The 13956-nt window shown below is 40.8% G+C and carries 13 protein-coding genes; 3 read left to right on the forward strand and 10 right to left on the reverse strand.

All coding sequences use genetic code 11. The annotated features are described in order from the left end of the window. Positions 1-87 precede the first annotated feature (87 nt). The 7 genes from rpsD to NML75_RS08615 form a co-directional block, all read right to left on the reverse strand. The gene (rpsD, locus tag NML75_RS08585; RefSeq protein WP_004253981.1) at positions 88-699 is read right to left on the reverse strand and encodes a 30S ribosomal protein S4; all 612 of its coding nucleotides are present in this window, start codon (positions 697-699) and stop codon (positions 88-90) included. Between the two features lie 204 nt (positions 700-903). Continuing rightward, complete coding sequence (locus tag NML75_RS08590; protein WP_254804373.1) at positions 904-1938, reverse strand: sensor histidine kinase; 1035 nt, start codon at positions 1936-1938, stop codon at positions 904-906. Then, positions 1935-2633: a response regulator transcription factor gene (locus tag NML75_RS08595; RefSeq protein ID WP_061428507.1), complete on the reverse strand. Its 699-nt coding sequence runs from the start codon at positions 2631-2633 to the stop codon at positions 1935-1937. Before NML75_RS08595 ends, NML75_RS08590 begins: the two co-directional genes overlap by 4 nt. A gap of 80 nt (positions 2634-2713) precedes the next feature. Further along, a complete protein-coding gene (locus tag NML75_RS08600; protein ID WP_254804374.1) occupies positions 2714-4801 on the reverse strand; it encodes an SSURE domain-containing protein in 2088 nt (695 codons plus the stop codon). Between the two features lie 155 nt (positions 4802-4956). Beyond that, entirely contained in the window at positions 4957-5622 is a 666-nt protein-coding gene (locus NML75_RS08605; protein ID WP_254804375.1) for a potassium channel family protein, read from the reverse strand. Between the two features lie 13 nt (positions 5623-5635). Further along, positions 5636-7012: a TrkH family potassium uptake protein gene (locus tag NML75_RS08610; RefSeq protein ID WP_254804376.1), complete on the reverse strand. Its 1377-nt coding sequence runs from the start codon at positions 7010-7012 to the stop codon at positions 5636-5638. Positions 7013-7044: 32 nt separating this feature from the next. Next, positions 7045-7809: a nucleoside phosphorylase gene (locus NML75_RS08615; protein ID WP_074324951.1), complete on the reverse strand. Its 765-nt coding sequence runs from the start codon at positions 7807-7809 to the stop codon at positions 7045-7047. A 190-nt stretch (positions 7810-7999) separates the two neighbouring features. Between NML75_RS08615 and NML75_RS08620 the strand changes: the two genes are divergently transcribed. The 3 genes from NML75_RS08620 to NML75_RS08630 all read left to right on the forward strand — a co-directional run bounded on the left by NML75_RS08620 (position 8000) and on the right by NML75_RS08630 (position 9401). After that, entirely contained in the window at positions 8000-8452 is a 453-nt protein-coding gene (locus NML75_RS08620; RefSeq protein WP_006154032.1) for a DUF3290 family protein, read from the forward strand. Beyond that, entirely contained in the window at positions 8449-9081 is a 633-nt protein-coding gene (locus NML75_RS08625) for a DUF421 domain-containing protein (RefSeq protein ID WP_254804377.1), read from the forward strand. Before NML75_RS08620 ends, NML75_RS08625 begins: the two co-directional genes overlap by 4 nt. A gap of 116 nt (positions 9082-9197) precedes the next feature. Further along, positions 9198-9401 carry a CsbD family protein gene (locus NML75_RS08630; protein WP_000020982.1) on the forward strand — a complete coding sequence of 68 codons (204 nt, stop codon included), beginning with the start codon at positions 9198-9200 and terminating at the stop codon, positions 9399-9401. A gap of 60 nt (positions 9402-9461) precedes the next feature. On the opposite strand, the gene NML75_RS08635 is transcribed toward NML75_RS08630, so the two are convergent. The 3 genes from NML75_RS08635 to NML75_RS08645 all read right to left on the reverse strand — a co-directional run. Then, positions 9462-10682 carry a carbohydrate-binding domain-containing protein gene (locus tag NML75_RS08635; protein ID WP_070678262.1) on the reverse strand — a complete coding sequence of 407 codons (1221 nt, stop codon included), beginning with the start codon at positions 10680-10682 and terminating at the stop codon, positions 9462-9464. A gap of 154 nt (positions 10683-10836) precedes the next feature. Next, positions 10837-11400, reverse strand: a complete 564-nt coding sequence (locus NML75_RS08640) for a sugar O-acetyltransferase (protein ID WP_006153993.1) — start codon at positions 11398-11400, stop codon at positions 10837-10839. Positions 11401-11562: 162 nt separating this feature from the next. Then, the coding region (locus NML75_RS08645) for an LPXTG cell wall anchor domain-containing protein (RefSeq protein WP_254804378.1) at positions 11563-13956 on the reverse strand (2394 nt) is incomplete at its 5' end.

Below are 13956 nucleotides of genomic sequence, written 5' to 3' on the forward strand. Positions count from 1 at the left end.
AACTTGAGATAAATTTTTCTTATTTTTTTGTTTTTTACAAAGAAAAAAGCCCACTGTTGTAGGCTTTTCGTAAGATATTTCTTAAAATTAAAGCATTTTGTTGTAGAATTCAACGATAAGTGCTTCGTTGATTTCTGGGTTGATCTCATCACGTTCTGGCAAACGAGTCAATGAACCTTCCAATTTTTCAGCATCGAATGATACGAATGCTGGACGTCCAAGAGTAGCTTCAACTGCTTCAAGGATTGCTGGAACTTTCAATGATTTTTCGCGAACTGAGATTACTTGACCTGGAGTTACGCGGTATGATGGGATATCAACACGTTTTCCGTCAACAAGGATGTGACCGTGGTTTACGAATTGACGAGCTTGACGACGAGTAGTCGCAAGACCAAGACGGTAAACTACGTTATCCAAACGACGTTCCAAAAGAAGCATGAAGTTGAAACCTAGGATTCCGCCCTTGATTTTTGTAGCTTGTACGAACAAGTTACGGAATTGTTTTTCGCCTACTCCGTAAGTGAAACGAAGTTTTTGTTTTTCAGCCAATTGCAAACCGTATTCTGACAATTTAGAACGGTTGTTTGGTCCGTGTTGTCCTGGTACGTAGTTACGACGTGCCAATTCTTTACCTGTACCTGTAAGTGAAAGGCCAAGGCGACGAGCTTGTTTCCAAGATGGTCCTGTATAACGTGACATGTGTATGTCCTCCTAATATAGATATAATTTCGGCGGAAATAGTCACTTAGAAAGCCCTGATTCGTGCAGATGCCCTTCGCCTAAACAGCCAAGGTTACTTGTTATAAGACACCTGTTGACGAGCTTCATGCTTTCCTGCTGCTATTTCACACAAAGGCTATTTTACCATGAAATACTACATTTGTAAAGAGAAAGTTTTTAGTTTTATTTCAAATTAAGATGAAATGTAAACGTACTTCCTATTCCATGCTGGCTTTCTGCTGTTATTTCACCACCTAGTTGATGAGCTAGTTCTCGCGCAATCGCAAGTCCTAATCCATGACCACCTGTCTTCATATTACGTGACGTTTCTACACGATACAGTCGGTTAAAAATTTTTTCCAAATCTTCAGGAAGAATACCTTGACCCTCGTCTTTCACACTTATTGTGAGCTCTTCTTCTGTTAATTGAGCAAGAACTTCAATCCTAGTTCCAGGTTCTGAATATTTAAATGCATTGTTTAACAAATTGACTAGAATACGAGAGAGTTTGTCATAATAACTCTTGATTTTCGCAGACTCAGGCTTTACTTGAATGTAGACATCTCGCTCCTCTTGCTCAATCTGAAGTTGAAATTCACTCATCGACTCAATCAACAGCTGATCTAAAAACACATCTTCGTCTTCTTCGTCAGCTATATCTTGAGGCTGAGCGTTAAGAGTTAAAACATTCAACTCCTCGACTAGCTTGTTTAAACGCTCGGTTTGGCGACCAATCGTGGTTAAGTAATGGATTCGTTCCTCTTCCTTGATTACTCCATCTAGAATTCCTTCCACAGTAACCTGAATGGAGGTAATGGGAGTTTTAATATCGTGAGAGAGCTGTGCAATCATCATTCTCTTTTCTTGCTCACTCTCATCAAGTGATTGAAAGGTATCTTGTAAATTGTGGGACATGTCATTAAAAGCCTGGCCTAACTCTTGAAATTCTATCGGCCCTTTGGTTTCAATTTCTGTGCTGAAATCTTTGCCAGCTATATTCTGAGCTTGTTTTTTCAAATGTTTCAGAGAAGAGAACACAGGCGACAAAAGAAAGATGCTCACTGCAGCGCCAATGAAACTTGCAATCAAGGTCATTCCAACCAGAAAGTAAATTTCACTTTTCTCAATCAACATTCGTTGGACTGCCCAGAAAACGACCAAAATCGTTAGTAAAGTCGAAACTAGATACCCCACTAAAATATAGCTTTTTAATTTCATTTTTTACCTCTCGGTCTTTCCATCTTATAGCCCAATCCCCAAACAGTTTTGATAGCAGGAGTGTTTAAATTCGTATACTTACTCAACTCTTGTCTCAAAGCATGGATATGAACATTGAGTGTATTGGTATCATCCACATAGTCCTCCTGCCATACCTTCTCGTAAAGTTCAGTCTTTGAAAAGACTCTCTCAGGATTGCTGGCTAATATCCATAGAAGTTCAAAAGATTTCACTGTCAATTCCAAAGGCTGTTCTCCAATGCGAACCTCATGAGTCACATGGTTGATCACTAAGTCACCAAACTCAATCTGCTCGGTCTCTCCGCCACGACTAAGACGGCGCAAGATATTATTCACTCTCAAAACCAATTCCCGTGGGCTAAACGGTTTAGCTATAAAATCATCCGCCCCCAAACTTAATCCATAAATCTTATCCTGTTCGCTTGTCTTAGCAGTTGTAAAGAGAAAGGGTTGATCAGGGGCAATATACTGAACTTCGCTGATGAAATCATAACCGTCCATATTAGGCATCATGATATCTGTGATAATGAGATCGATAGATTTTTTTCTAAAAAGTTCTAATCCTTCCTTACCGTCATGGGCAACTAAAACATCGTAACCTGCCTGTAAAAGATAGCGATTTTGAATATCTAGAATATCTATCTCATCATCAACCAACAAAATTGTCTTTTTCATCTGACACTCCTTTGACAAAAACAGTGTTATACTTGCTTTAGTATAACACTATTTTCCGTAATGTTTAAATGATTTGAACCTTAATCTTCTCTTTTGGTTTTCCAACCCAAAAATCCAACAAAACCTGCCAAGGCTAGGCCAAGGATTCCAAGTCCAGCTGTAGCCGTTTGAGCTTCACCAGTATTTGGTAGCATCGCTTTATCATCTTTTTTCATCATATTAGCCATTGGGCTAGAAGCTGTTTGATCTACTTTCATATCTGACATATGGTGATTTGTACCCATCATACCATCAGTCGTACCTGTAGAGCCTGTTTCAGAAGGCTTCGTATTCATCTGACCTTGTTGAGATGGTATTGTCGCCATTTCTTTTCCACGAAGCTGAATCGTTACTTGACGAGTAGCAATCAGATTGGTCAAATCAGGTTTGCCATCTTTAGAGCCATAGACTTTAATAGTAGCTGAATATGTATGGGTTCCGTTAGCTCGAAGTTGCTCCAGCAAGGCCTGACCATCTTTGCCAACCGTATTGCCATTCAAATCCACTTCGTAGAAATATTGGCCTTTAGCCAAGCCTTCAAGTGGCAATAAAGCAGGATTTTTATCCATTCCATTGTCTGACCAAGGGGCTTTGTCTGAGGTTTTTAACAAGAGGCGAGTCAACATACCATCTCCACCAAAAGCTTCGTATGGTATAACTTGGTTGACACCGGCCAAGAAAGGTCCAGGAACCTTAGCCTTATCAAGGTAGCTAGCTGGAACATCAATCATGTCTTTGACATTGTTAACAACAGACTCTTTAACCTGATTTGGTGTGGTCAAGCCATTCAAATTAACAGTCAAATCTTTAGTCGCTACTAGGTTAGTCAAATCGGCCTTGCCATCTTTCACACCGTACACTTTAATAGTAGCTTTATAACTTTGAGTTCCATTTTGTTTCAAGAAGTCAAGAAGCTCTTTATCTGATTTACCTTGGGTTCCAGCCAAGTCTACTTCGTAGAAGTAAAGGCCTTTGCCCAATTTCTCTACTGGTGGGAGAGCAGGATTTTTAGCCGTTCCGTTGTCTGACCATGGAGCTTTATCGGACGCTTTCAAGATAAGGCGAGTCAACATACCATCACCAGCAAAGAACTCATATGGAATGACTTGATTGACGCCGGCTGTAAATGGACCTGGGAAATTAGCTTTGTCAAGGTAGCTAGCTGGGACATCTACTGTGTCTTTAGTATTGTCAGCCACACCTTTTTGCACTTCAGCTGGAGTGGTCAAGCCATTCAAATTAACATCCAAATCCTTAGTCGCCACAAGATTTGTTAAGTCAGCTTTGCCGTCTTTCGCACCGTACACTTTAATAGTAGCTTTATAACTTTGCGTTCCATTTTGTTTCAAGAGGTCAAGTAGCTCTTTGTCAGATTTACCTTGAGTACCTGCCAAGTCTACTTCATAGAAGTAAAGGCCTTTGCTCAATTTCTCTACCGGTGAGAGAGCGGGATTTTTAGCTGAACCATTGTCTGACCACGGAGCCTTATCGGACGCTTTCAAGATAAGGCGAGTCAACATCCCATCACCAGCGAAGAATTCATATGGAATAACTTGGTTGACACCAGCTGTAAATGGACCTGGAAAATTAGCTTTGTCAAGGTAGCTAGCTGGGACATCTACTGTGTCTTTGGTGTTATCAGCCACACCTTTTTGCACTTCAGCTGGAGCAGTCGCTGGTTGCGCTTCACTGGCTTCGCGGTCTTGTCCAGAAACTGTAGACGTGGGACCTTCCACAGGTTTAACTGCATCTTCTGTTTGTTTCTTAGAGTCAGGTTGTGCTTGCACTTCTTCTTTTGGTGCTACTACTGGCTCTTTAGCAGTTTCGTCCGCTTTTTCTGAAGAGCTTGTGGTGTCCACACTTGCTTGAGGTGTTGGAATAGACTGTTCTGAAGGAAGAGCTACATAGACTGCTTTTTTGAGAACCTCTACTGGTAAGTCGCCCTTTTCACTCACCGAGGCGTCGTTTGGCACGACTTGAGCAGGAGTCGGATTGACGACATCAGCACGTGCAGAACTTGGTTGACCGACTAGGACAAAGAAGCCACTAGCCACAACAACTGAGGCAACACCTACACTGAGGCGGCGAATAGACCAACGAGTATATCTCTGATTTGGATTGAATTTCATAGGATTCTCCTTAGAATTTTCTTTTTTTGATGACTCTAGTATAATCTCCTAAAATTAAAAAGGATTAAGAAAAAGTTAAAATTTTTCTTAAATCCTTCTTATAAAATACTTATATTGACTCAATAGTCACTAGAAAAAGAATGGTCATTTCTCTTTTAATCATTGAGGTGTGCTAGATTATCCAAATATTGGTTATTGATTACTGCCATCATATAGCCATCAGCTTTCAATTGATCATTCGGCCCAAATTGAACATCCAAAGGAGCATTTTCATAGTCACGAAAACCAAGAATATTGAGATTGTATTGTCCTCGAAGATCAAGTTCACTTAGACTCTTACCTGCCCACGACCGTGGAATTTTCATTTCGACTATCGAGACATTTTTGTCCAACTGAAAGACATCTACGCTATTATTAAACAGAATAGTCTGCGCCAACGAACGACCCATCTCATATTCTGGTGAAATAACTGAATCTGCGCCAATTTTTTCAAGGACTTTTTTTGCTGTATGGCTTTTAACCTTAGCAATAACAGTTGGTACTCCTAGACTCTTGCAATGCATGACTGCAAGCACACTAGATTCTAAATTTTCCCCAGTTGCCACCACAACTGTATCGCAGGTATCAATTCCTGCTGAGAGCAAGAGCTCTTCATCTGTTATATCTCCAACAACTCCACGTACCAAGACTGGTTCGAACTGATTGATTCGTTCCTCATGGTCGTCAATGGCGATAATATTTATATCATGCTGAGCGAGAGCGGTAAGTACACTACTCCCAAAAATACCCAAACCTAAAATTCCAATTGTCCGATCTGACATAGTTTATCCTTTCTTATCCTATCGTAATATCTGCTTTCATATAGTGGATCATATCTTTCTTATCTGGTTGATACTCAGCCAAACTAACTAATAGTGTCAGTGGCCCAATTCGTCCGATAAACATCAATAGCATGACAATGCTAAGAGCTAATTTGCCTAACTCTGGTGTCAAATTTGCAGTTACTCCGACCGTAGCAAGGGCAGAAATCGTTTCGAACATGATGTAGATAAAGCGCGGATTCCCCTCAGCTGTTATTCCTACTAAGATTAAACCTGATAAAAAAGTTATCAAGAAGATAATAAAGACACTGAATGATTTTTGGACTGTCCGAGGTAAAATTGTTCTCCGAGCTACATTGGCATGGGGTAATCCTAAAAGTTCACTGCGTGCAAAGACCAATAATACAAAGAAGGTTGTGATTTTAAGCCCCCCGGCTGTTCCACCAGGCGCCCCACCGAGAAACATTTGTAAGATATAAATCAGCAAAGTAACAGGCCGAGCCTGGGTGTAATCAATAGAAGCAAAACCTGCCGTTCTCATGCTAACTGTTTGGAAAAAACTGACTAGCAATTTATCAGGGATGCTGAGATTGCCAATCGTTCCCGGATTGTTCCACTCTATCAAGAGGGTTGAAACTGTTCCAGTAAATAAAATTCCAGCTGTCAAGAAGAGAACCAACTTGGTATGGAAGCGAAGCCGCCGTTTTTTCTTGCTCAACTGCGTGGCCAGGTCAAACCAAACCATGAACCCTAGACCACCTGTGATGATCAAAGCAGCAAGCACTAGATTAATCAAAGGATCAGTTTGAAAAGCTACTAAACTTGTGCTTCCAAAATTATCAAATCCAGCATTACAGAAAGCTGAAATAGCTACGAAGATAGAGGTAAAAATCCCCCGGCCCCAACCAAATTCTGGAACAAAACGAAAACTTAACAGGAAGGCTCCGAGTCCTTCAACGATAAAAGTCGTCAAGAAAATCGAACGTATGAAAACCATTAAAGACTGAGTTTCTCCATAACTAAAGCTCTCCAAAATTGTTTCACGGCTACGAAGACTTAGCTTTTGCTTACTTTGAATATAAAAGATCCCTATAAAGGTCATGAGACCCAAACCACCAATCTGGATCAAAAACATACAGATTAACTGACCCCAGATGTTATATGTGGTAGCTACTGGTTGAGTAAAGAGTCCTGTCACACAGACCATGGATACTGCTGTAAAGAGATGGTCGAAATAGGTCGCTTGAGAGCTTGTTGCTTGCACAAATGGCAGACTCAAAAGAAGAGAGCCTGCGAAAATAACCAAAGCAAAACTCAAAAAAATTCGACGAGCAGGTGATAAACGCCCCAAGGTCGTGTTTATTTTTTCCGAAAATGATTTGAATAACATAGCTACATTGTACCATAAAATAGTTAAAGCAGTCACATATGACTAACGATTTCAAGACAGACTTCTAAGGCCTTGCCAAAAGCTTCTGCCCCCCAGTCACGACTGTCGTAGTTATCTAGATCTGCCAAGGAATCTGCGGTAAAGAGCAGCTCTCCCCAGACAACCCCACGTAGTTGGGCTACTGCCGCAAGAGCTGCACACTCCATCTCCACAACTGCACAGCCTTCTTCCTTACGATAGGCCACTTTTTCAGCTGTTTCTCGGTAAAAACCGTCTGTCGACCAGGTCATAACCTCCTCGTAAGGAATGCCTCTTTGTTCCAAGACTTGCTCAATGGCAGAGATAGCCTCAGTCTGCATCTCCATATAACGAGAAGGCGCTGCATAGTGGTAGCTGGCACCCTCATCTCGCAGAGCGCGAACAGGGACGAGAAAGGCATTTTCCTCAATATCGGCTAGGACTCCACAAGTACCAGTAGAGATGATTTTCTCCACACCGTAGCCAATCAACCAATCCATAAACTGGGCCGCTGGAGCAGAACCGACAGGAGCTTGGGCTAGACAAACTTTTTCGCCTTTGTAGTCCATGACATAGACTGGATAAGTCTTGGTGGCAGAAACGAACTCACCAACACAATCCGCCCCTACTTCCTGAGCATAGTGGTCAATCTCCTCCTCCAAAAATGCATAGATGCACTTCTTTGGCAATTGTAAATCTAATCCTTCGTGATTGGGCATGATGACTGCCTGAGGATTATCGTCAAACTCTAAAATAGGAATAGCATGTTTTTGAATCATAGAATACCTCCTCTAAATTTTTACTATTATAACAAAAGCCAAACGAAAGTCAAGACGGGAGGCTAAGTCAAATCAGAAAAACCTACCTTAAGTAGTAAACAACCATTAAATGCTTTTTCCTCTACTAACAAAATTGCTAAAACTTAGGAATTAGTTTATAATAGATTGAATTTGAAAAAGGGAGGTTCTTATGAAATTCTATTCATACGACTATGTTCTAAGCCAAATCAGTCAACAGGATTGGGTCATGATTATTGTGTCGACGCTCTTAGTGATTGTGACTGGATTCTTTGCATTTAAGGCTTTCAAAGATAAAAGAGGGAGTAAGTTCCGTGAATTATCGCTCATTTCTATTTTGACGTTAATTGCTTTTGTATTGATTAGCATTACGAATCTTCAAAACAACCAATCCAATGATAATCAATTTCGTAGTTCCTTGCACTTCATCGAAATTGTATCAAAAGAGTTAGGTGTTGATAAGAAAAATGTTTATGTCAACACATCAGCAGTGACTGATGGGGCGATTATTAAGGTTGGCAACAATTTTTATCGTGCCATTAGCGGGACTGACCAAGATAGCTATTTATTAGAAAAAATGGAACTCTATAAATCAGATGTTGAACTCGTGGAGGTTGAAAAATGATAAGCTTTTTTGCTACGATTGTAATTAAATTAGCCTTGGGGCTACTTTCTCTTGTTTTTGTTATTAACGTAACAGGTAAAGGAAATTTAGCACCAAGTTCTGCAGTAGATCAAATCCAGAACTTTGTTCTCGGGGGTATTATCGGTGGGGTTATCTACAATAGTTCTATCACCATCATCCAATACATTGTTATCCTCATTATTTGGACTATTCTCATTTTACTCCTCAAATGGTTGAATACCAATGTTTCCTTCATTAAACATCTGATTGACGGAAAACCTACGATTATCATTAAAAATGGAACATTAGATCCAGAAGCCTGTCGCTCAAAAGGTCTAGCTGCTGCTGATGTTGCTCTTAAATTGCGCGCTCAAGGAATCTTTCAATTAAAGGATGTCAAGAGAGCTGTGATTGAGCAAAACGGACAACTAATTGTCGTAAGAATGGGTGACGAAAATCCTAAGTACCCAGTCATCACAGACGGTGTTGTCCAAGTTGAAATCCTAGAAACCATTGGCAAAACTGAAGAGTGGTTAATGGATGAGTTAAAACAAGAAGGTTTTGAAGAAGTCTCTAATATCTTTATTGCTGAATATGATAAAGGTCAATTGAATGTTGTAACCTATTAAAAAAATAAACTGATGCTTTTCGTATCAGTTTTTTGCTTTTTAGCATAAAAGGGTATATACTTAAATTAGTATCTGATGTAATTTAGATAATACAAAAATTAACGGAGGTATCCCCCATGTCAATCGAAGAAAAATTCAACCAAGCTAAAGGTTCTGTTAAAGAAGGTTTTGGTAAACTAACTGGCGATACAAAAACTCAAGCAGAAGGAGCTGCAGAAAAGGTAGCTTCAAAAGCTAAAGAAGTTGCTGAAGATGCAAAAGAAGCTGTCGAAGGTGCAGTATCTGGCGTAAAAAACATCTTTAAAAAAGACGGAGAATAATTCTTTTTCGTCCTAATAACATAAGAAAATCTCCCTTCTCTTTCGAGAAAGGAGATTTTTTTATGGTCGTCCACCAGGACCTCCATTTCCTTGAGGGCCACCTCCACCAGGCATCGAATTGACAATCTCAGTTTGTTTTTCACCATTGAGATAGATGTCTCCACCTGTGTAGGTCGCTGTTCCATCAAAGTCAAAACCAGTTTGACCAGTCATTTTGATGGTTCCGCCATTGACTGTGATATTACCGTTTGAGTCAATTGGATCTGTATCCCCTTGACCAACTTCAACCGTCAAGTTCCCACCATTCATAGTAAAGAAGATTTCACTTTGTTGGGCATTTTTGTTGGCCGCATTGACACCATCATCTGTTGAATAGATGGTGATGTCTCCACCGTTGATAGTGATTGACTTACCTTCAAGCCCTTCTGTAGAATTCTTAACGGTATAGGTACCACTATCAATAACCAAATCACCTGATGCGTGGATACCATCGTCCCCTGCAGTAACAGTGATGGTATTATCAGAGAGATACATGGTTCCTACAGATGTGTCCTCATCATTGTCGACCTTAACTCCGTCTTCCTTGGCATCGATAGTCATGGTTGTGCCAGTAATATTGAGTTCATCATTGACATTAAAAGCGTCTCCGACTGCTGTTATATTGTAGGTTCCACCTGTGATGTGAAGTGTATCGTTGGCCTTAATACCATTGTTTTTCTTACCATCTACATTGAGAGTTCCTTTACCGTTGATGGTCAAGTCCACTTTAGAGAAGAGGGCCGCGTCAGCTTTTTCATCACTATTAGAAGCAGAATCTGACAGGCTATTGGTTGTACCATCTGCTAGAGTTAGGTAAACATGACCAGCCGATGTTGCAGAAATAGGTGCATTGGCATTGGTCATGGTAGCGCCGTTTAGTACGATATGTACATCATCAGAATTTCCAGCTTCGATCTTAATTTGAACTCCATCAGATTGACCAGAGATCACATAGATACCTGACTTAGAGATTGTAACGGTAGATCCTGATACGGCAACTCCGTCACCTGATACCTTCGCCGTTGATCCTGACAAAGTTACAGTTGCTGCTGTCTTTTCATCATAGGAAGTATTATAGTCCTTGTCTGTGAAATAGTTAGTTTTCTTAGCATCTGTAGTTGATGTCGTTTTCGTTGTCGCAGTATTGCTAGCTGTTGTATTTGAAGTTGACTGGGTACAAGCTGTCACTAGTGCTAGAGTTGCTATACTCGTTAATAAGAATGTCCATTTTTTTGCTTTCATGCTCGTTTCCTCGACTTTCATTTTACATGCTCTTAGTCTACGTGACTTTCCTAAAATAAGCCTAAACTTTTTCTGAAAGTTTTCTTAACCCCATCCGAACTTCATTAACAATCATTGCTTATGGTACAAAAAAGAACAGCATTTCGCTGTTCTTTTAATTTTCTTTGACTGGAATTTCTTTGATAACTCGTGCTGGGTTGCCTGCCAGAACTACATTATCCCCAAAAGATTTAGTAATGACAGCTCCTGCTCCTGCAACAACGTTATCACCTAGTGTAACACCTGGAAGGACTATAACTCCACCACCTGCCCAGAAGTTCTTGCCAATTGTAATTGGTTTCCCAAATTCTAAACCTGAATTCCGTTCATCTGGATTCAGTGGATGAAGGGGTGTTAAAAATTGGCAGTTAGGACCAATCATAGCATTGTCGCCAATGGTAATAGGACAAACATCCAACATGGTCAAATTCCAATTGGAATAAAAATTTTCTCCCAAGTGGATATTAACTCCATAATCCACCATCAAACGAGTATTGATATAGAGATTTTCACCAGTAGAACCAAACCATCCTTTGATGATTCCCATCCCTTTCACTGGGTCCACTTCCTCATTAAAAGTTGCCTGTTTTTGACGTGCTGTTTGTGCCAGAGCACGAAGTTCTGGATCAAAGGGATGGTAGGGTTCCCCTGCAATCATTTTTTGGTATTCTGTTTTCATGTGATTACTTTCTTGTCTATTTTAGATGATTGTAGCATAGTTCCAACCTTAAAACAAGTTAGAATCAAACTTTACGTTTATAAAGATAAAAAAACTAGTACATCATTAAATGTACTAGTTTTTAAGTAGAAAGTTAACTATTTCCCTTCTTTAAAAGTCAGATTAGTCTTCTTTCTTTTTACGCGCGATAAGTCCAAATCCACTCAAGACACCTACTAAACCAAGAGCAGCAAGGCTAGCATGATCTTCAGTACCAGTATTTGGCAATTGAGGAGCATCTTCCTTAGTTTCTACTGTATGAGCTACTGGAGCTGGTGTAGTTGGTTTAACTGGCACTGATGCTGGTTTTGGAGTTGGTGCTGGAGTTGGCGCTGGCGCTGGAGTTGGCGCTGGTGCTGGCGTTGGCGCTGGCGCTGGTGATGGCGTTGGCGCTGGTGCTGGCGCTGGCGCTGGAGTTGGTGATGGCGTTGGCGTTGGTGTCACTTTCTTCTTGTAAATGTGTTGGACATTACCATCTTTATCGACAACTGTCTTCACAAACTCGTAACCTGGAATATCTTTCTTAGGTTGTTCTCCATCCTCGGTTGGATATCCTGGAATTGGGTTTCCGTTTTCGTCAACATGAGTTGTTGTGATCTTTTCGTAGACATGTTCTGTATCGCCGTTTGGCAATTTCTTAGTCTCTACGAAGCGGTATCCTGGAATATCTTTCTTAGGTTGTTCTCCATCCTCGGTTGGATATCCTGGAATTTCATTTCCGTCTTTATCCTTGTGACTAGTCTTCACTTTTTCGTAGACATGTTCTGTGTCACCGTTTGGAAGTTTCTTAGTCTCTACGAAGCGGTAACCTGGGATATCTTTCTTAGGTTGTTCACCGTCTTCTGTTGGGTTACCTGGAATTGGTTTACCATCTTTGTCTACAAACGTAGTAACTGGGGTTACAGTTGGGGTGTATGTTGCAGAAGCTTTTGTTCCGTTCATATCTTCACGCACAACTGTCACTGATGGAGCAGTTCCAGTAAATTCTGGTTCTGGTTTAAAGGTTACTGTTCCATCTGGAGCTACTGTGTATGTACCGACTCCTTCAACAGTCTTAGTTGTTGAACCATCTTCAAATGTAGCTGGAACATCATCATTCATAGGCACACGGCTATCGCCTTCCTTGAATGTTGGTTTGCCAGATTGTTCTTTACCTTTTGGTCCAATAGATGTAACAGGTTCCGCTGTTGGTGTTACTGGAGTTACAGTTGGTGTGTACTTAGCTGTAACTGGTGTACCATTCTTGTCTACACGTTTAACAGTCACGCCTGTTCCTGTTCCTGTGAATGATTTTTCTGGTACAAATGTAACTGTTCCGTCTGGGGCTACTGTGTAAGTTCCCTCACCTGGAATTACCTTAGTTGTTGAACCATCTTCGAAGGTTGCTGGCGTATCATCATCCATTGGTACACTTGGGTTACCTTCTGTAAAGTTAGGTTTACCTGTTTGTGTTTGACCTTGAATATCTGTTGATGTTGCTGGTTCCGCTGTTGGTGTTACTGGAGTTACAGTTGGTGTGTACTTAGCTGTAACTGGTGTACCATTCTTGTCTACACGTTTAACAGTCACGCCTGTTCCTGTTCCTGTGAATGATTTTTCTGGTACAAATGTAACTGTTCCGTCTGGAGCTACTGTGTATGTTCCTTCGCCTGGAATTACCTTAGTTGTTGAACCATCTTCGAAGGTTGCAGGTGTATCATCATCCATCGGTACATCTGGGTTACCTGGTGTGAATGTTGGTTTACCTGTTTGTGTTTGACCTTGAATATCAGTAGATGTTGTAGGATCAGCTGTTGGAACAACTGGAGTAATCTTAGGTGTGTATGTTGTTTCAGCTGGAGTGCCGTTGGCATCCTTAGCTTGAACTTTAACTGGAACTACTTCACCTGAGTATGACTTATCAGTTGGTGTAAAGGTTACAACACCTGTTTCTTTATCAACTGTGAAAGTACCAATAACTTCACCACTTGGAGATTTAGCATCTACAGAAGCAGCAGGTTGACCATTTTCGTCAAGAAGAGTAATGGTATCTTTGTCGATTGGTGCAACTGGATCACCTTCTGTGAAGGTTACAGTACCAGTTTGAACCACACCTTGAGGTGCTTCTGATTCAGCCGGAGTTGCTGTTGGTGTTACTGGAGTTACAGTTGGGGTGTACTTAGCCGTTACTGGCGTACCGTTCTTGTCAACACGTTTAACAGTCACACCTGTTCCTTTACCTGTGAATGATTTTTCTGGAACAAATGTTACTGTTCCATCTGGTGCTACTTTGTATGTACCTTCACCTGGAATTGTCTTAGTTGTTGATCCATCTTCAAATGTTGCTGGAACATCATCATCCATTGGTACGCTTGGGTTACCTTCTGTAAAGTTAGGTTTACCTGTTTGTTCTTGACCTTGTTTGTCAGTTGATGTTGCATCTTCAGCAGTTGGTTTAACAGGAGTTACTGTTGGGGTGTATGTCGCTGATGCTTTTGTTCCGTTCTTATCTTCGCGGACAACTGTCACAGACGGTGC

The sequence above is a fragment of the Streptococcus sp. CF4-3 genome (assembly GCF_024295385.1).
In the GTDB taxonomy this organism is placed as follows: Bacteria; Bacillota; Bacilli; order Lactobacillales; family Streptococcaceae; genus Streptococcus; species Streptococcus infantis_I.